At 71.4% G+C, this 18,473-nt stretch carries 14 protein-coding genes; 3 read left to right on the forward strand and 11 right to left on the reverse strand.

Going from position 1 to position 18,473, the window contains the following annotated elements:
- Window positions 1–66: 66 nt before the first annotated feature.
- Window positions 67–1,446 (forward strand): S8 family serine peptidase, encoded by a 1,380-nt coding sequence (locus tag ACIBVP_RS07410; RefSeq protein ID WP_396105156.1) that lies wholly within the window; start codon window positions 67–69, stop codon window positions 1,444–1,446.
- Between the two features lie 71 nt (window positions 1,447–1,517).
- Here ACIBVP_RS07410 and ACIBVP_RS07415 read toward each other — a convergent pair whose 3' ends face one another.
- Both ACIBVP_RS07415 and ACIBVP_RS07420 read right to left on the reverse strand, forming a co-directional pair.
- Window positions 1,518–2,357, reverse strand: coding sequence for an LLM class F420-dependent oxidoreductase (locus ACIBVP_RS07415; RefSeq protein WP_396105157.1), 840 nt, complete (start codon window positions 2,355–2,357; stop codon window positions 1,518–1,520).
- 37 nt (window positions 2,358–2,394) lie between these two features.
- Window positions 2,395–3,090, reverse strand: coding sequence for a hypothetical protein (locus ACIBVP_RS07420; protein ID WP_396105158.1), 696 nt, complete (start codon window positions 3,088–3,090; stop codon window positions 2,395–2,397).
- Between the two features lie 221 nt (window positions 3,091–3,311).
- Here ACIBVP_RS07420 and ACIBVP_RS07425 point away from each other — a divergent pair, with 221 nt between their 5' ends.
- On the forward strand, window positions 3,312–7,151 hold the full coding sequence (locus tag ACIBVP_RS07425) for a helix-turn-helix domain-containing protein (RefSeq protein ID WP_396105159.1): 3,840 nt from the start codon (window positions 3,312–3,314) through the stop codon (window positions 7,149–7,151).
- A 49-nt stretch (window positions 7,152–7,200) separates the two neighbouring features.
- Here ACIBVP_RS07425 and ACIBVP_RS07430 read toward each other — a convergent pair whose 3' ends face one another.
- The 4 genes from ACIBVP_RS07430 to ACIBVP_RS07445 form a co-directional block, all read right to left on the reverse strand.
- Window positions 7,201–7,644, reverse strand: a complete 444-nt coding sequence (locus ACIBVP_RS07430; protein ID WP_396105160.1) for a DUF1707 domain-containing protein — start codon at window positions 7,642–7,644, stop codon at window positions 7,201–7,203.
- Window positions 7,645–7,692: 48 nt separating this feature from the next.
- Window positions 7,693–8,097: a CBS domain-containing protein gene (locus ACIBVP_RS07435; RefSeq protein ID WP_396105849.1), complete on the reverse strand. Its 405-nt coding sequence runs from the start codon at window positions 8,095–8,097 to the stop codon at window positions 7,693–7,695.
- Window positions 8,098–8,203: 106 nt separating this feature from the next.
- Complete coding sequence (locus ACIBVP_RS07440) at window positions 8,204–8,776, reverse strand: hypothetical protein (protein ID WP_396105161.1); 573 nt, start codon at window positions 8,774–8,776, stop codon at window positions 8,204–8,206.
- A gap of 168 nt (window positions 8,777–8,944) precedes the next feature.
- Window positions 8,945–9,325 carry a DUF5997 family protein gene (locus tag ACIBVP_RS07445; protein ID WP_396105162.1) on the reverse strand — a complete coding sequence of 127 codons (381 nt, stop codon included), beginning with the start codon at window positions 9,323–9,325 and terminating at the stop codon, window positions 8,945–8,947.
- Between the two features lie 56 nt (window positions 9,326–9,381).
- Here ACIBVP_RS07445 and ACIBVP_RS07450 point away from each other — a divergent pair, with 56 nt between their 5' ends.
- Window positions 9,382–10,095 (forward strand): LysR family substrate-binding domain-containing protein, encoded by a 714-nt coding sequence (locus ACIBVP_RS07450; protein ID WP_396105163.1) that lies wholly within the window; start codon window positions 9,382–9,384, stop codon window positions 10,093–10,095.
- Window positions 10,096–10,290: 195 nt separating this feature from the next.
- Here ACIBVP_RS07450 and ACIBVP_RS07455 read toward each other — a convergent pair whose 3' ends face one another.
- The 5 genes from ACIBVP_RS07455 to ACIBVP_RS07475 all read right to left on the reverse strand — a co-directional run bounded on the left by ACIBVP_RS07455 (window position 10,291) and on the right by ACIBVP_RS07475 (window position 18,418).
- Window positions 10,291–13,455: a ThuA domain-containing protein gene (locus ACIBVP_RS07455; protein WP_396105164.1), complete on the reverse strand. Its 3,165-nt coding sequence runs from the start codon at window positions 13,453–13,455 to the stop codon at window positions 10,291–10,293.
- Between the two features lie 330 nt (window positions 13,456–13,785).
- Entirely contained in the window at window positions 13,786–15,180 is a 1,395-nt protein-coding gene (locus ACIBVP_RS07460; RefSeq protein ID WP_396105165.1) for a PLP-dependent aminotransferase family protein, read from the reverse strand.
- The gene (locus tag ACIBVP_RS07465) at window positions 15,180–16,274 is read right to left on the reverse strand and encodes an alpha-hydroxy acid oxidase (RefSeq protein ID WP_396105166.1); all 1,095 of its coding nucleotides are present in this window, start codon (window positions 16,272–16,274) and stop codon (window positions 15,180–15,182) included. Before ACIBVP_RS07465 ends, ACIBVP_RS07460 begins: the two co-directional genes overlap by 1 nt.
- Window positions 16,264–17,202, reverse strand: a complete 939-nt coding sequence (locus ACIBVP_RS07470; protein ID WP_396105167.1) for an alpha/beta hydrolase — start codon at window positions 17,200–17,202, stop codon at window positions 16,264–16,266. Before ACIBVP_RS07470 ends, ACIBVP_RS07465 begins: the two co-directional genes overlap by 11 nt.
- On the reverse strand, window positions 17,192–18,418 hold the full coding sequence (locus ACIBVP_RS07475; RefSeq protein ID WP_396105168.1) for a cytochrome P450: 1,227 nt from the start codon (window positions 18,416–18,418) through the stop codon (window positions 17,192–17,194). Before ACIBVP_RS07475 ends, ACIBVP_RS07470 begins: the two co-directional genes overlap by 11 nt.
- Between the last annotated feature and the right edge of the window lie 55 nt (window positions 18,419–18,473).

Genomic DNA, 18,473 nt, shown 5'->3' on the forward strand with positions numbered 1-18,473 from the left:
CCTTCACGTGTGCGGCCCTCCCAGGGCACGGGCGCCGCGCACGCCCTGCATTGAGGAGGACCGGACATGAGACGTCCGAAAAGCGTGAAACTGCTGAGGGCGGGTGCAGTTGCCGCCGCGGTCACCGCGGTGAGCCTCGCGTTCGTCACTCCGGCACAGGCGGCCGAGGGCAAGGTCCTCGGCACCGACGCCGAGGGCACGATCAAGAACAGCTACATCGTGGTGTTCAAGGACGGGGCGTCCGCCTCGGCCACGAGCGTCGCGCAGGCGCACAACGCGAAGGTCACCCACACCTACAAGACCGCTCTGCGCGGTTACGCGGCGACCATGAGCGAGACCGACGCCAAGCGCACGGCCGCCGACCCGTCGGTGGCCTACGTCGAGCAGAACCGCGTGATCAAGGCGCTGGAGACGCAGCCGAACCCGCCGTCGTGGGGTCTGGACCGGATCGACCAGCGCACGCTGCCGCTCGACTCCAGCTACACCTACCCGAACGCCGGGAACGGTGTGACCGCCTACATCATCGACACCGGCATCCGCACCACCCACGGTGACTTCGGCGGCCGGGCGACGTGGGGCACGAACACGGTCGACTCCAACAACACCGACTGCAACGGCCACGGGACGCACGTGGCGGGCACGGTCGGCGGCACCGCGCACGGTGTCGCGAAGCAGGTCGACCTGGTCGCCGTGAAGGTGCTGAACTGCCAGGGCTCCGGCACGCTCGCCGGTGTCGCGCAGGGCATCGACTGGGTGACCGCGAACGCGGCGAAGCCGGCCGTGGCGAACATGAGCCTCGGTGCCTCCGGCACCAACGCCACGCTGGAGAACGCCGTCCGCAACTCGATCAGCTCCGGCGTGACCTACGCGATCGCGTCGGGCAACTCGAGCGCGGACGCCTGCAACTTCACCCCGGCGCGCACGCCGGAGGCCATCACGGTGAACTCGACCGACCGGACCGACGCGCGGTCGTCCTTCTCGAACTTCGGTTCCTGCACGGACATCTTCGCGCCGGGCCGCGACATCACCTCGGCGTGGAACACCAGCGACACCGCGACGAACACGATCAGCGGCACGTCGATGGCGACCCCGCACGTGGCCGGTGCCGCCGCGGTGTACCTCGGTTCGCACCCGGACGCGGCCCCGGCCGCGGTGCAGACCGCGCTGAAGGAGTTCGCCAGCATCGGCAAGGTGACCAACGCGGGCGCGGGCTCGCCGAACAACCTGCTGTTCGTCGGCGAGGGCGCCGACCCGAACCCGGGTGACCCCGGCGACCCGGGCGAGCCGCCCGCGTGCGACGGCACGACCGCGTGGAGCGCGTCGGCGCTGTACTTCTTCGGCGACGAGGTGAGCCACAACGGCCACGTCTGGATCCTCGCGAACTGGTACTCCTACGGTGAGGAGCCCGGCACCACCAGCTCGTGGCTCGACATGGGTCCGTGCTGACGACGGTGTGAGCTGAACACGACGGTGGCGGGTGCCCGGCGGGTGCCCGCCACCGTCGTGTTCGCCGGGCGTCAGTGCAGCCGCGCGCCCATCTTGGCGATGGACGCGAGCACGGCGTCCTCGTCCTTGTCGGGCAGCCCGATGACCAGTTCGTCGACCCCGAGCGCGGCGAGGTCCGCCACCCGCCCGGGATCGGCCCGCCCACCGAGCGCGACCACGTACGGCTTGCCGGTGCGGCCCGCGTCGGCCCAGTGCTTGTGGAGGAGCTGGACCCGGTCGGCCATGTCGGTCTCGTACGGGGTGGTGATCCACCCGTCGGCGTTGGCGGCGATCCAGCCGAACGTCCGGTCGGTCCCGCCCGCCCCCACGAGGAGCGGCACGTGCTCCTGCACGGGTTTGGGGTAGGCCCAGCTGCCACCGAAGGAGACGAAGCGCCCGTCGTAGGCGGCGACGTCCTGCGTCCACAGCGCGCGCATCGCCTCGACGTACTCGCGCAGGGCGGTGTACCGGAACCTGGCCGGCACGCCGTGATCGGCGAGCTCGTCGGTGTTCCACCCGAACCCGGCCCCGAGCGTGACCCGCCCGCCGGAGAGGAAGTCGAGCGAGGCGATCGTCTTGGCCAGGGTGATCGGGTCCGACTCGACGGGCAGTGCGACGGCGGTGGCGAGCCGGATCGACGAGGTCACGGCGGCCGCCATGGCGAGCGAGACCCAGGGGTCGAGGGTGCGCAGGTACCGGTCGTCGGGCAGCTCGGCGCCGCCGGTCCTCGGGTGCGCGGCGTCCCGCCGCACGGGGATGTGGGTGTGCTCGGGCACGTAGAAGGAGTGGAACCCGGCGTCCTCGGCCGCCGAGGCACACGCGGCGGGCGCAACCCCACGGTCACTGGTGAACAACACGACCCCGAACCGCATGCGCACCCCACAAAGTAGAACGTGTTCTACTTGCAGGCTACCAGCCGGCCGGACTCGCGGGCCGCACATCTCTGATCCAGCCCGCGTGACTCGCCCCCGCCACCTCCACGCGCACCAGCGGAGTGAACGGCGTGCTGTCGACGTCGTCATAGCCGTGCCGGACGACGGACCGGTAGAAATCGTCGGAAACCACCAGCGCCAGCGGCACGTCGACGTCGGCGAGCGTCGCCTTCAGCACGGGTGCGTCCAACAGACGGCACGTGAGGTCGAGCGACTCCCCGAACGGCCCCCACCTGTCGTGGTGCACCTCCCCCGCGTGCACGGCCACCCGCAACTGGAACCCGTGCCGGGGATCACGCGTGTTGTGCTCGGCGAGGAGGTGCTCGAGCGCGGGAACCACCTCCGCGAGGAGAACCGTCTTCGGCACCTCGTCGAGGGGTCTGACCAGAACCAGCGCACCGTCGCCTCGGTCGACCACCGCATCCCGCTTCTGGTCCGTGATTCCGCTCGCAGACAGGGCTTCCTCGAGAATTCCGTGCATTCGGTGTCGGAGCAGGCCCTTCGCCGGGTTGACTCGCACGGACGAGTTCACCACGTCAATCCCCACGATCGCGCGGTGCACCGGAACGCAGCCGGGAAATTCCGTGGCGGCCCGGTCGGAAACCGCCCGCGTGCTCGCGAGCCGCAGGACGTCGCGCCGCTCCGCACGCACCGGGTTGGGCAGGTCGGTCATCTGGCCCTCCTCTCCATGCACGGAGTAAAACGGCCAATGCTGCCGCACGTGAAGGACATCGGCGACACCAGTACAAGTCAGGCCAACGACCACCTGTACGGAGTTGTACGGGCATTACCGAACTCGTGGAGTGGCCAACTACGGGACAGTTACAGGACATACCGTCGCGATGTCCATCTGCTCGCGATATCCGGGGCACATCCCCCACTCCAGGAGATCCCGTGGCGGACACTACCTTCGAGCACGGCCCGAAGACGACGTTGGCGGACGTGAGATCACGGCAGGACTTCGCCCGAGCACTCACCACGGTCCGTGAACTCGCCGGGCTCACGGTCCGAGACGTCGCGAAATCCGCCGGAATTCCCGACAGCACGGCCGGTGGTTATTTCAGCGGCCGCCATTTGCCACCGGTGAAACCGGTCAGCCTGCTCACCGACATCCTGCGCGCCTGCGGTGTCAACGACGATGAGGAACTGCACGAATGGCGCCGGGTGCTGAACCAGGTGCGGCGCGCACCCGGCAGGCGGCCGTCCGACGCCCCGGTCCCCTACCGTGGGTTGGAAAGCTTCGAACCCGAGCACGCACAGTGGTTCCACGGCCGCGAGTCGTTGATCCAGGTCCTGCTCGACCGCGTGGTCGGGCAGTGGCCCGACGGTGATCCGGTCGTCGTTGTCGGGCCGTCAGGTTCCGGGAAGTCCTCGCTCCTGCGGGCCGGACTGATCCCGGCGTTGTGCGGTCGTGAGTCACCGGTGCCGGACGTGCACGTCTGGCGTCCCGTGTTGTTCACGCCCGGCGCCCACCCGAGGACCGAGCTGGCGCGCCGGCTCGCCGCCGCACCGGACGACAGCGGACTCCTCGTCGTCGTCGACCAACTCGAGGAACTGTTCATCCTGTGCCCGGACCCCAGGGCGCGCCGCGCTTTCCTCGCCGAGTTGACCGCCCTGCGACAGGGACCCCGGGCCGTTCTGCTCGTGTTGGGCCTGCGCGCCGACTTCTACCCCCAGGCGGCGCGGAGTCCCGAACTGCTCGGCGCGCTCCAGCACGCCCAGGTCGTGGTCGGGCCGATGACCGCGGCCGAGCTGCGCAGCACCATCATCGAGCCGGCCCGATCGGCCCGCCTCGACATCGACGACGGCCTCGTCGAACTGCTCCTGCACGAACTGGACCCCGGTGCGGACGGTTCCCCGGGGTCCGCCCACGAACCCGGCGCCCTGCCACTGTTGTCTCACGCGCTGCACGCCACCTGGCTCCGAGCGCGGCGCGGCACGATGACCATCGCCGACTACTCCGCGACCGGCGGGATCACCGAGGCGATCGCGTGCACCGCCGACGCCGTGTTCGACCGGCTCACCGAGGCGCAGCAACGCGTGGCCCGCCGGTTGCTGCTGCGACTGGTCCATCTCGGGGACCGGGTGGCGGACGCCCGACGGCGGGTGTCGTACGCCGAGATCCTCACCGAGGGCGACAACGACGAGGGCGCTGCCGTCGGCGAGGTGCTGGACACGTTCGTGGAACAGCGCCTCCTGACCGCCGACACCGAGACCGTCAACATCACCCACGAGGCTCTGCTCACCGCCTGGCCGAGGCTGCGGGGCTGGATCGATGCCGACCGCGCGGGCCTGCGCGTGCACGGTCGGCTCGCCCACGACGCGAAGGTCTGGCAGGACACCGATCGCGACCCCGGCGCGCTCTACCGGGGCGGCAAGCTTGCGACCGCCCAGGAGTGGGCGGCGGGAAGCGGGCACGACGGCGACCTCAACGCACTGGAACGCGAGTTCCTCGCGGCGAGCGTCCGGGAGCAGGAGTCGGAACAACGTCAACAGCGGCGGCGAACTGCCGTGCTTCGGCGGCTCGTCGCGGCACTCGCCGTGCTGGTGCTCATCGCGGGTGGTCTTACCGCCTACGTCTTCCAGCAGCGCACGATCGCCATCGCCGAACGCGACATGGCCATCTCCCGTCAGGTCGCCGGCGAGGCCAACCGCCTGCGCGGCCACGACGCGTCCCTGGCCAAGCAGCTGGCGGTGGCGGCCTACGCGATCAGCCCGACCCCGGAGGCCAGGGCAAGCTTGCTCGACGCCACGGCCGCCCCCACCGCCACCCGCGTACTCGGGCCCGAGGGTGCGATGCAAGCCGTCGCCATAACACCGGACGGGCGTCTCATGGCCGCCGCGGGCAGCGACCGGACGGTCCGGCTGTGGCGGCTGCACCAGCGGTCGCGCGCGGCGCCGCTCGGCAACCCGCTGACCGGCGCCACCGACACGATCTTCGCCGTCGCGTTCAACCCGGCCGCCGACGTGCTCGCGGCTGCGGGAGGCGACCGGGTCGTCCGGCTCTGGGACGTCACCGATCCCGCGAAACCCACATCGCTCGGGCACCTGACGGGCGCGGGCAACACCGTCTACTCCATCGCCTTCAGCCCCGACGGCCACACTCTCGCGGCGGCCAGTGCGGACAACGCGGTCCACCTGTGGCACGTCGCGGATGTCGGCACACCCGTGGCCGCCGGAACGCTCCGCGGGTTCGACGACTACGTCCAAGCCGTGGCGTTCAGCCCGGACGGCCGCACGCTCGCCGCGGGCGGCGCCGACGGAACCGTGCGGCTCTGGGACCTGGCACGTCGGCCGCGGCCGCTCGCCACGTTGACCGGGCCGGGAGGCAAGGTGTTCACGGTCGCCTTCAGCCCGGACAGCCGTACCGTCGCCGCGGGCAGTGCCGACAAGAACGTCTACCTCTGGGACTTCACCCGCCGCGACGCGCCGGACAGGGCAGGCGCCCCGTTGACCGGCGCGACCAGCTGGATCAACGCGATCACCTTCAGTCCCGACGGGCGCACCCTCGCGGCGGGTGGTTCGGACGCGACCGTGCGGCTGTGGGACCTCGCGACCCGCACCACCAGCCACACCCTGCCCCACCCGACGCCGGTGACCGCGGTGGCCTATGCCGAGAACGGGGCGACACTGGCCACTGGCGCGTCCGACGGTGTGGCACGGCTGTGGACGGTCCCCGGTCCGACCATGACCGAGTCCTCGGACACCGTCTTCAGCGCGCTCTTCGGCCCCGACGGCACGGTCCTGTTCACCGGCAGTGGCAGCGCGGACGGCCAGATCAGGTCCTGGGACATCACCGATCGCGAACGACCGAGGCGACTCGGCCAGCCAGTGCACAACCCGAAGCCCGCCAACCGGTCCGTGGGTGCGGTCGCGCTCAGCCCGGACGGTCGTCTCCTGGCCGCCGGCGGGCTCGACGGCGGGACCCAGCTCTGGGACGTGCGCGATCCCGCGCGCCCGGTGCCTGTCGGAGCCCCACTCACCGGGCTCACGACGCAGTCCGAGTTCGTGATCTTCAGCCCGGACGGCCGGACGCTCGCCGCGGGCGGCGACGAGAACACCGTGTGGCTGTGGGACGTCACCGATCCGGCGCGGCCTGGCCAGGCGATCCCCCTCATCGGCGCGACCAACTACGTCTACTCGATCGCCTTCAGCCCGGACGGCCGCACACTCGCCGCGGGGAGCGTGGACACCACGGTACGGCTGTGGGACATCGCGGACCCCACGTCGCCCGAGGCGCTGGCGACGCTCACCGGGCCGAGCAACTACGTGTACTCCGTCGCCTTCAGCCCCGACGGCGGGACGCTCGCCGCGGGCAGCTCGGACAAGACCGTGCGGTTCTGGGACGTGACGAACCGCAGGCGACCGACCCCCGTCGGCCCGATCCTCACCGGGCCGAGCAACTACGTCTTCAGCGTCGCGTTCCACCCGGACGGGGGGCTACTGGCGGCGAGTACCGCTGACCGCACCATCTGGTTGTGGGACGTCGCCGACGTCCGTGAACCCCGGCACCTGGCCACTCTCACCGCGCCGACCGGTGGGGTGAACTCCGTCGCGTTCAGCCCGGACGGTCACGTTCTCGCGGGCAGCGGCAACGATCGGATCACCCGGCTGTGGCTCGTCGATCCACAGCGCGCCATCGACCACGTCTGCGCCACCGCGGGAGACCCGATCACCAGTGCGGAGTGGGACCAGTACGTGCAGGGCCTGCCCTATCGCTCGGTGTGTCCGTGACCAGGCACCGTCCGCTCCCGGCGTCGGGGTCCGTGTCACTCCGCGCCTGTCAGCCGTCGCGCCTGCCGCCCTGGCCGAACCGGCCGAGGCCGCCGAGGACCATCGGGATGAGCAGCCACATCGGCCAGAAGTACTGGAGCTCCCCCGACCCGATGCTCGACACCAGCCAGATCACCGAGCCGAGGACGAAGATGCCGCCGAACCCGCCCAGCCACGCCCGCACGAGCTGCCCGGCCCGCGCTGACGACAGCTGGGGCCGCGGCGCGTCCGTCCGCGCCGCGGGCTCGGTGGCCGCGGCCCGCTCGGGCAGGTTGACGCCGGGCAGGTCGTCCAGCAAACCGTTCAGGTCACCGTAGGTCTTGGCGGCGTAGGTCTGCTGCAGGCGTTCGTCGTACTCGGCGAGGTCGAGACGGCCCTCGTCGAGCGCCTGCTTCAGCTTGTCGGCGACGGCCTGGCGGTCACTGTCGCCGGCCCTCATCTCGTCACGGCCCATGCGCACAGGATGTCATCCCAGGACGCCCGGCCCGTACGGCATGCCCCGTCAGGTCACCGCCACCTGACGGCCCGCCGCCATCGACCTCGCGCCGGTCCGGTGGAGGTCGCGCCGGGAGACCACACCGACCAGCCTGCCGTCCCAGTCGGTGACGAACAACCTGCGCATCCCGTTGCGGGCGAACACGTCGGCGACGAAGCTCACCGGTTCCGCCGTGTGCACCGCGCGGACCGGCCCGCCCATCAGCTCCACCGCGGTACGTCCGCGTGGGCGGGGCAGCTCGAACACGGGCAGCAGGTCCGCGTCGGACACCACACCGAGCGGCAGGCCGTCCGCGTCGACCACCGGCAGCGCGCTCAGTCCGGTCTCGGTCATCGTGGCGACCACGTCGGGGACGGACGTCTCCGCGACCACCGCCACCACGCTCGTCGTCATCACCGCGGCCACCGTCATCTCGTCCACCGCGTGTCGCCTCCTTCGGCCCCTGCCGAGAACAGAACCTGCCCGTCCCCGTTCACGCCAGAGGACTTGGTCCCGACGACCGTGCCTGCGACGACGCTCACTGGGTCCGTTCCCGTTCGAGAGCGGCCCACTCGTCCGTCCAGCCCCGCATCCGCCGCCGCTCGAACCGGGCGTGCAGGCCGTAACCGGCCAGGGTGAGCAACGCCGCCGCGCCGAGCCAGCCGAACACGGCAACCGCGATGCCCGTGCCCACCACGTCCGATGTGGACATCGGCGGGTCGGTCGGCCTGCCGGACCGGTCCAGCCACACCTCGACGGTGTCCCCCGCGGTCATGCCGTTGCGAACGGGCACGACGCCGACGCCGGTGGGGCCGCCCGGCAGCCGCCACCGCGCACGCACGGACGGCGTGGTGCCAACGGCGTAACCCCGTGCCCCCGCGGCGGGCACGTCCTCGGTGAGGACCGCGACGGTCCGGTGGTGGGCGGCGGCCTCCGCCCTCGCCGCGTCGGCGAGCACCCGGGAGGTCAGGGCACCGGCGGTCAGCGCGACCGGGATCAGCAGCACCGCGACGAGGACGCACGCGAGCACGGTGGTGCGCTCGACGCGGTCGACGTCACGCACGAGTGGGCTGTTGCCCGGACGGAGCAGCCTGCGGAGATCGGCGCGCATGGGGTGGCCTCTCAACGGCACTTCGACGGCACTTCGGCAGCACCTCGACCCCGGTGTCCGGGCACGGACGGAGGTTTCGGCTGCCGGACACATCGGCCGAAGCCCCGTCCGCGCAACAGGAATTCCGAAACTGCTCCCCCGCCGTGAGCAACGCCACGGCGCGCGGGTTCAGTCGCGCCGCTGCCCCGCCGTCTTCTGCCGCGCCGCCTCGTCCCGGACCTCGGCCTGGGTGGCGCGTTCGCGCCGCAGCCACTCGGGGTTGGCCGCCTTCAACTCGTCGATCTGCTCGGTGGTGAGCGGGGCGGTGATGCCCGCGCGGGCGAGGCCGCTGATGGACACCCGCAGCTTCGCCGCCACGACCTGCCTCGGGTGGGGGCCGTTGCGTCGCAGGTCGCGCAGCCACTCCGGCGGATCGGCCTGCATCGCGTTCAGGTCGTCGCGTGAGACGGCACCGGCCCGGAACTCGTCTGGGGTGGCCTCGAGGTACACCCCCAGCTTCTTCGCCGCGGTCGCGGGCTTCATCGTCTGGGGTGTCTTGCGCGACGTCATCGCACGAGGGTAACGGGCCGTGCGGCGGCGCCGTGCACGCCGGGTAATCTGCCCACGTGACCTGCCCGGACGCTCCCGCATCGTTCACGCTCGGTTACGTGCCCGGCGTGACGCCCGGGAAATGGGTGCGTGTCTGGGCGGAACGCGTGCCCGACGTGCCGCTCGAACTGGTCCAGGTGTCCCCGGCGGACGCCGCCGGCCTGGTGCGCGAGAGGAACGCGGACGCGGTCCTCCTGCGGTTGCCGATCGACCGGACGGGCCTGCACGCGATCCCGCTCTACACCGAGACGACCGTGGTCGTCATGCCGAAGGACCACTACCTGGCCGCCGCCGACGAGATCGCGGAATCCGACATCTCGGATAGCGTGCTGCTGCACCCGCTCGACGACACCCTCGACTGGCCCGGACCTCCCGGCGTGCCCGCGGCGCACCGGCCCGCCACCACCGCGGAGGCGGTCGAACTGGTCGCGGCCGGTGTCGGCCTGCTCGTCGTGCCGCAGTCCCTCGCCCGCCTGCACCACCGCAGGGACCTCACGTACCGGCCGTTCCCGGACGCGCCGCAGTCGAGGGTCGCGCTGTCGTGGCCGGAGGACGAGACCACCGACCTCATGGAGCAGTTCATCGGGATCGTCCGGGGACGGACGGTGAACAGCACCCGTGGCCGTGCGCAGCCACCGGCGGAACCGAAGCGCGCCACGGCCCGCAAACCCCGGCCCCAGCAGACGAACCGGCACCGGCAGAGCGCCAGGAAGCCGCGCCGCCGCTCCTGACGGCCGTACATGTCGGCGATCGTGCCGACGTGGGCGACCGTGTCGGCCACCGACCAGTCCGCCGTGGCCATGGTCCGCACGTCGCTCGCCGTGGCCAGTGCGGTCCCGGTGGCGTTCCTCCGTGATGGGCACCCATCCGATGCTGGTGACGACCGGGCGGGCACGGTTCTCGCACCGTGCCCGCCCGGTCCTCGCTCACTGGTTGACGCCCTGCCCGTTGAACTGCAGCTCGTCGACCGACATGAGGTCGGCCCCCTCCGGCGTCCAGTTCGGGTTCACGAACACCGCGTACAACGTGACCGTGCGGCCCGGGTCGGTCAGCGGCACCGTGAGGTCCACGGTCGTGCCCCACCCGCCAGTGTTCGCCACGTCGACCGAGCCCAGCAGCGCACCGTCCGGTGCGTCGGCGCGGAACTCGATCTTCCCGCCGATGCCGCCGGAGGACGCGGTGACCGTCACCGAGTCGATCCCGGTCAGGTTGACCGGGTCGTAGGCCACCCAGTCACCGTGCTCGATCTCGCCGAGGCGCTTCCCGGCCGACGCGTCCGTCCGGTTCAGCACCTGCACGCCACCGGTGCGCTCGAAGTGCTCAGCCTCCTTGTGCTTGGGCTCGAGCGTGACGTGCGCGGAGCCGACCAGCGCCGGTGCGCCCGGCGCGCCGCCGTCGGTGTACTGCGCACTCACCGCGGCGTACAGGTTCTGCCCCGGCCCGTGGCTGTCACCGGTGTCGGTCCGGACCGTGCCGGTGCAGCCGGTGACGTTGTCCATCGGGTGCAGGTGGTCGTCGTGCCCCAGCTGGGACTGCACCACGACCCGCGAGCAGTCGATCTGTCCGTCCTCCGGGTCGGTGACCCGGACCTCGAACGGGATCGTCGCGCCCCAGTCGAACATGCCGCCGTGCGGCGGGAACACGATCCGCACCTCGGGCCGGGTGTTGCCCGCCGTGATCGTGGTGGCGGCGACCGCGGTCAGGTCCGTGGTCGTGCTGGTCACGGTCAGCAGCACCCGGTACTGGCCGGGCTGTGTGTAGGTGAACGACGGGTTCGGGTCGGTCGAGTCGGTGTCCCCGTCGCCGTCGAGGTCCCACGCGTAGGTGACCGGCTCGCCGGAGCCGCCGCCGGAGCCCTCGCTGGAGAACTGGACGGCCAGCGGCGCGGGCCCGGACTCGGCGGACGCGCTGACGGCCGCGGTCGGCGCCCGCCCGTTCGCGACGTAGTCGATCCGGTAGATGCCGGAGCCCTCGTTGGTGCCGCCGCGGCCGGTGCCGCTGCCCGCGCCGAAGTCGATCACGTACAGCGAGCCGTCCGGCCCGAAGTCCGCCTCGAACGGCTGGGTCCACGACATGTCGGCGAAGACGCCGTTGATGGAGTGCAGGTCGCCCGCCTTCGCGTCGGGGAACCGCGGGTCGGTGAAGCTCTGGTCCTTCTCCTGCACCGACATGGTCTTGAACCACCGCCGGGTCAGCTCGTAGGTGAACCACTTCCCGTCGAAGTACTCCGGGAACTTGGTGACCATCGGGTTGCCCGGGTTGTACTTGTAGACCGGACCGGCCATCGGGCCACCGCCGCCGGAGCCCAGCTCGGGGAACTCGGCCGAGGTCGCGTAGCTGTACCAGACCCAGGCGGGCTGGGCGGGCGGCAGGTCACGCAGGCCGGTGTTGTTCGGCGAGTCGTTCACCGGCGCCGCGCAGTCGTAGGCGGGGCCGGACGTGCCGGTGGCGAAGTCGTAGTCGCGGAACGGGGTGTTGTTCCCGGTGCAGTACGGCCAGCCCTGGTTGCCCGCCTTCGTGACCCGGAGGTACTCGACGGTGCCCGCGGGGCCGCGGTCCGGGTTCGCCGAACGCGAGTCCGGGCCGTAGTCACCGACCATCAGGGCGTTCGTCTTCGGGTCCACGGTGATGCGGAACGGGTTGCGCATGCCCATCACGTAGATCTCCGGCCGGGTCTTCTCCGTGCCCGGCGCGAACAGGTTGCCCTCGGGGACCGTGTAGGTCCCGTCCGGGCGCGGGGTGATCCGGAGGATCTTGCCGCGCAGGTCGTTGGTGTTGGCGCTGGTGCCCTGCGCGTCCCAGGCGCGGCGGCCCGCCCGCTCGTCGGTCGGCGCGAAGCCGTCGGAGGCGAACGGGTCGGTGTTGTCGCCCGTGGCGATGTACAGGTTGCCCAGGGAGTCGAACGCGAGCGACCCGGCCATGTGCGAGTTGGCGCGGCCCTCGTCGCGGTAGGTCGGGATCTCCAGCAACCGCTTCTCGGTGGCCGGGTCGACGGTGTTGTCCGCCGACACGGTGAACCGGGAGACGTTGACCTGCTTCTTCTCCTTGTCGGAGTACTGCAGGTAGAGCCAGTTGGTCTTCTCGAACTTCGGGTCGAGCGCGAGGCCCAGCAGGCCGTCGGACTGGCTCGTCATCTCCGGGGTGTAGGCGAAGTCGAGCGCCGTGGTCACGGTCAGCGTGGCCTGGTCGATCACCTTGAGCGCACCGGTGCGCTGGATGTAGAACACGCGCCGGTCGGGTGCGACGGCCAGCTCGAACGGGTCGGCGAGGCCCTCGTCGACCAGCGGGACGCGCTGGAAGTTGCCGGTCTGGGTCGCGGTGCAGTCCCCCGGCTTGGCGCCGGCGGCCCACTCGATGCCGCCGAGCAGGTGGCCGCGGAACCAGGCGTCGGAGAACTTCTCGGCGGCGTGCCCGCCCGCGGTGAACCAGGAGCGGCCGCCGTCGTAGCGCTGGCACCACGACCACGGGTGGTCCACGCCCTCGTTCAGGCCGGTGACCCCGTCACGGGTCTTGATCTGCACGAGCGTGTGGACCTTGCCGGTGGGGTTGACCCGCCAGTTGTACCACTCCTCCTGCTGCTCCCACAGCTGCGGCAGGTCCTTCGTGGACGGATGGGTACCGTCGAGCACCTTGACCCGGCCCACCTGCGGCGCGGGGTGGTTCTCGAAGATGGCGCCGACCAGGCCCTCGTACCAGGCCCAGTCGCGCTCGCTCGCGGACGCGGCGTGGATGCCGGTGAAGCCGCCACCAGCGCGGATGTACCGCTGGAACGCGGCCCGCTGGTCGGCGTTGAGCAGGTCACCGGCCTCCGGGGTGGAGTTGGTGTTGTTGAAGACGATCGCGTCGAACCTGGCGAGGTTCTCGTCGGTGAACGCCGAGGCGTCGTCGGTGGCCTCGACCGCGAAGTGGTGCTTCTCGCCGAGGTCCCGGATCGCGGCGATCCCCGCCGGGATGGAGTCGTGGTAGAAGTTCGTGACCTTTGAGAACACGAGGACGGTGAACCTCGTGTGCGCGGTGGCGGGGGTGGCAGCGAGCAGGCTCGCCAGCAGCGCCATCAGCACCACGGCGGCCGTTCTCCGTAAGACGGGCATGGGCATCCTCTCGCGGGTCGGCTTTGACCAACGGCAGGTCCGGGCACGCCACAGTGGACGGCACGCGGGGTGCGGGCCGCCCGACCACCGGGGGTGTGATCGACGTGTGGCGCGTGCCGCCCAGTGTGATACGCCGCGAACCGCTAGGCAAGGGCTTTCCTCATGAACAACGCCCGATCGGCGCAGTCACCGCTCCCGGGGAAAGCCTTTTCCTAGCCGCCGAACAATCGGGGAAACCGCCGGTGGACCGGGTCGTGCGAAGGTCGGACACGCCCCCGCAGCGCGAGCGAACCGGCAGGCGTAGGCCCACCGCTCACCGGCGGCCGGGCGTCACCGGCGCCGGGCCAGCTCGTCCTCGACGAACCGGGCCAGCCGATCAAGACCGTCCTCGATCTGTTCCGGCGTCACCACGCTGCACGACAACCGCAGGGCGCGCACCCCGTCACGCCCCTCCCCCGAGTCGTAGAAGTGGTGCATGGGGGTCCACAACACCCCGTAGTCACGCGCCGACCGCGTCAGCAACGCGTCGTCCACGACGAACGGCACGGTCACCACCACGAAGAACCCACCGGCGGGCACGTTCCACCGCACCGGGCCCCCAGCACCGAAGCGAGCGGCGAGCCCGTCGACCACCCGCGCCCGGTTGGCGGCGTAGATCTCCCGCTCCCGCCGGTTGGCCCGCACCAGACTGCACCCGTGCTCCAGCAGCTTCCCGCCGACGACGGCCTGGGCGAGGGCGGGCGTGTTGACGGTCAGCATGCTCTTGATCTTCGACAGCTCGTCCGCGAGCAACCGCACGGACCCGTCCGCACCGGTGACCGTCTGGTCGGCGACCACATACCCGACCCGGGCGCCCGGCAGGACCGTCTTCGCGAACGACCCCAAATACACCACCCGACGTTGCGTGTCCAGTGCCTTCAACGTCGGTACCCGGTCGCCGTCCCCGTGGAACAACCCGTACGGGTTGTCCTCCAACAGGAGAAAGTCCTCCTCGCGGGCCAACGAGAGCAGCGCCTCGCGGGTCTTCGCCGACATGCTCACCCCGGACGGGTTCGCGAAGTCCGGCATCACGTAACACGCACGCGGCCGCGACCCCGCCGCGCGGGCCCGCTGCACGGTGGCCAGCAGGTCGTCGAGGTCGACACCGGCCTCGCCGCTCGCCACCGGCAGCACCGGCATGTCCACCAGCCGCGCGGCGCCGGTCAGCCCCACGTACGTCGGCGAGACGGCGAGCACCACGTCCCGCGGCCCGGACCGCAACGCCCGCAGCACCAGCACCATGGCTTCCTGACAGCCCACGGTGACCACAATGGACTCCGGGTCGGCCACGACGCCCTCGTCCAGCTCCAGGCTCCTCGCCACGAGGTCGTGCACGATGCCCTTGGTACGGCCGTACTGGAACAGCGTCCTGCGGACCTGCTCCTCGGTGTACCCGCGCTCCTGGCGCAGGTGGTCACCGAACCGGGCGAGGTACCGGGGCAGCTCGTCGACCTCCCAGAACTCCTCGAACGGGCGGCCCGCCGCGAACGACACCGCGTCCGGGTAGTGGTTCGCGACCTCGTTGAGGAAGTTCATCGAGTTCAGCGCCGGGTCCTCGAGCGAGGGGTGCAGGTCCGCGGTGTTCAGGTCCGTCCGTGCGGGCGGCGGCGTCGGCAGGTCGGTCACGGACGCCAGCGCCACCGGCGGCTCCTCGGACAGCTGACCCGGCAGGTCGGCGACACTCATCAGGCCCTCGCAGTTCGAACGGTGGACAGCGCCCGCACCGCGCCGGTGTCGGCGCACCCGGCCAAGGTCATGGCGGCGCGGAACTCCTCGGCCAGCAGGGAAAGGACACCACCGGCACCGCGGGCGCCGTCGGCCGCCAGCCCGTACAGCACGGGCCTGCCGACCAGCACGCCGTCCGCCCCGCACGCGAGCGCGCGGAGGATGTCGGTACCACTGCGGACCCCGCTGTCCAGCAGCACGCCCGCGCGGCCGGCGAGCACCTCGGCGATCGCGGGCAGCGCGGTGATGCTGGGGGTCGCGCCGTCGAGCTGACGGCCCCCGTGGTTGGAGACGACCACCGCGTCCACACCGGACTCGACGGCCAGCTCGGCGTCTCTCGGGTCGAGAACTCCCTTCAGCACCAACGGGAGTGACGTGCGCTCCCGCAGCCAGGACACGTCCGTCCACGTGAGACCGGGTACGAACGCGGCCGCCGTGTGCGCGGCGATCGCGGACTCCCCCGCCACCTGGTCGTGCGCGCGGCCGACGACGCCCTCGTCGAGGTGCGCGGCGACCACGTCCCCGGGCAGCGCGAAGGAGTTGCGGAGGTCCCGCAGCCGCCTGCCCATGATCGGCACGTCGACCGTCACCACCAGCGCCGCGCAGCCCGCCTCCTCGGCGCGGGCGACGAGCGAGGCGACGAAGTCACGGGACCGCAACCAGTACAGCTGGAACCAGGTGGTGGCGCCGGTCTTCGCGATCTCCTCCACCGACACGCTGGACAGCGTGCTCACGACGAACGGCACCCCGGCCGCCGCCGCGGCCTCGGCGGCGGCCTGCTCACCGTCGGGGTGCAGCAGCCGCTGGTAGGCCATCGGCGCCACCGCGAGCGGCAGCGCGGCGTCGGTGCCGACGAGGCGGGTCGACGGGTCGACCGTGCCGGCGCCGGTCAGCACCCTCGGCAGCACGGAGACCGCGTCGAGCGCGGCGCGGTTCGCGGCGAGTGTGATCTCCGCGCCGCTGCCGCCCTCGACGTAGTCCCACAGCTCCTTCGTCAACCGTGCCTCGGCGAGTCGCGCGACGTCGGCGACGGTCAGCGGTTCCTCACGCGCCATCGGACACGGTCTTCCTCAGGTACTCGGCCGCCTGCACGACGGCACGGCGTGCGTCGGGCAGCACACCGGACATCGTGAAGAACCCGTGCGCCATCCCGTCGTAGCGGGTCAGGTCGACCGGCACACCGGCCTGCCGCATCCGCTCGGCGTACTCCTCGCCCTCGTCGCGCAGCGGGTCGTACTCGGCGGTGATCACCAGCGCGGGCGGCAGCCCGGACAGGTCGTGAGCGAGCAGCGGCGACACCCTCGGGTCGCGGCCGTCCGCCGGGTCGGGAAGGTAGTTGTGCCAGTACCAGTCCACGGAATGGCGGTTGAACAGGTACCGGTCGTGGTTGTCCCGCAACGACTCCGTGTCCGCGTGGTGGCACGTGTTCGGGTACACGAGGATCTGCGCCGCGATCGGCAGCGCCCGCTCCCTGGCGAGCAGCGACACCACCGCCGCGAGGTTGCCGCCCGCGCTGTCGCCGCCGACCGCGATGCGGCCGGGGTCTGCGCCGAGCTCGTCGGCGTGGTCGACGACCCAGGACACCGCGGCCACGCAGTCGTTCACCGCCGCGGGGAAGGGGTGTTCGGGTGCGAGCCGGTAGCCGGGTGTGACGACCAGGCACCCGGCCGCGTTGGCCAGCGCCCGGCACACCCCGTCTGAGGTGTCGATGCCGCCCAGGGTCCAGCCACCGCCGAAGAAGTACACGAGCGTCCCCAGTGGACGGTCGGCGGACGGCCGGTAGATCCGCACCGGCCGGTCGTCGTCCGGGCCGGGGAACGTCCGGTCGGTCACCTCGTGCACGGGCTCACCCGCACCGGCGGCGGCACGGATGTCGGCGAGGTCGGCCGCGCGGGCCTCGTCGAGGGTCATCTCGTACAGCGGTGTCGCGCCGCGGCGCACGCGCTCGTCGCGCATCGCGGCGAATCGCGGGTCAAGCGGCACCGTGACCTCCGGTGGTCACCGGGATGACGCTGTACCCGCGCAGCAGGAACCCGTCGCCGCGGGTCGGTTCGCCCGCCACCGCGAGGTCCGGAAACCGTTGGAACAGCCTGGGGAACGCGAGCCGTCCCTCCAGTCTGGACAGTGCGGCGCCGAGGCAGAAGTACGCACCGCCGCCGAAGCTCTGGTGCCCGAGGTCGGCGCGGTCGGGGTCGAACGTGCCGGGGTCGGCGTGCTTGCGCGGATCGCGGTTGGCCGCGCCGATCAGCACCAGCACGTCGGCGCCCTCGGCGATCGGCACCCCGGCCAGCCCGGTGTCCTCCCCCGCGATGCGCGACAGCAGCTGCACCGGGCTGTCGTAGCGCAGGATCTCCTCCACGCAGCGCGACGCGAAGTCGGCGTCGGCACGCACGCGGTCCACCAGGTCCGGCCGCGCGAGCAGCGGGAGGAGCCCGTTGCCGAGCAGGTTCATGGTGGTCACGAAGCTGGCGTTCAGCAGCACCACGAGGTTCGCGACCAGCTCGATGTCGGTGATCCTGTCCGAGCCGGAGTCGATGAGGCCGACGAGGTGGCTGATGATGTCGTCCCCGGGGTCGCGGCGACGGTCGTCGATCAGCTTCAGGTAGTACTCGGTCAGCTCGTTCACCGCGTCGTCCGCCGAGGAGAGCTTGTCGTCGGTCTTCCCGCCCAGGTCGAGGTACCGGTCGATGCGTTCGGCCCGCTCGCGGAACCACCCGAGGTCGGACTCGGGCAGGTGCAGCAGCAGCCCGATCACCTTCGTGGGGAACTGGTAACCGAACTCGGCGATGAAGTCGACCGGCTCGCCGCCCGCGCCCAGCTCGGCCATGCGGTCGAGCAGCCCGTCGATCGCGCCGATCAGGTCGTTCTCCAGCCCAGCGATGCGACGCGGGGTGAAGACCTTGTTGAACAGGCCACGCATCCGGCCGTGGTCGGGTTCGAGACTGAACATCATGGAACGGGACAGCGTGGCGAGCACCGGGTGGTGCAGCTTGTCCTTCGGGCCGATGCCCTTGAGGAACCGTGGCCCGCGCAGCACGTCGGCGACGGCGTCGAACCCGTTCGCCACCACCGAGTACACACTCGTGGCGGGGTCCAGCGGCGAGGCGGGGCCCAGCTCGTGCAGCTTGGCGTACCACGGGTTCGGGTCGTGCCGGGCCTGCGGTGTGTACAGGTCCGCCACGATGGCGTCGGCTTCCACGTTCCCTTGTCGTCCCTTCTTCTACGAACGTGAGCGGTCCCGGTGGCACGAATGC

It is taken from the genome of Actinophytocola sp. NPDC049390 (assembly GCF_044466355.1).
Classification (GTDB): domain Bacteria; phylum Actinomycetota; class Actinomycetes; order Mycobacteriales; family Pseudonocardiaceae; genus Actinophytocola.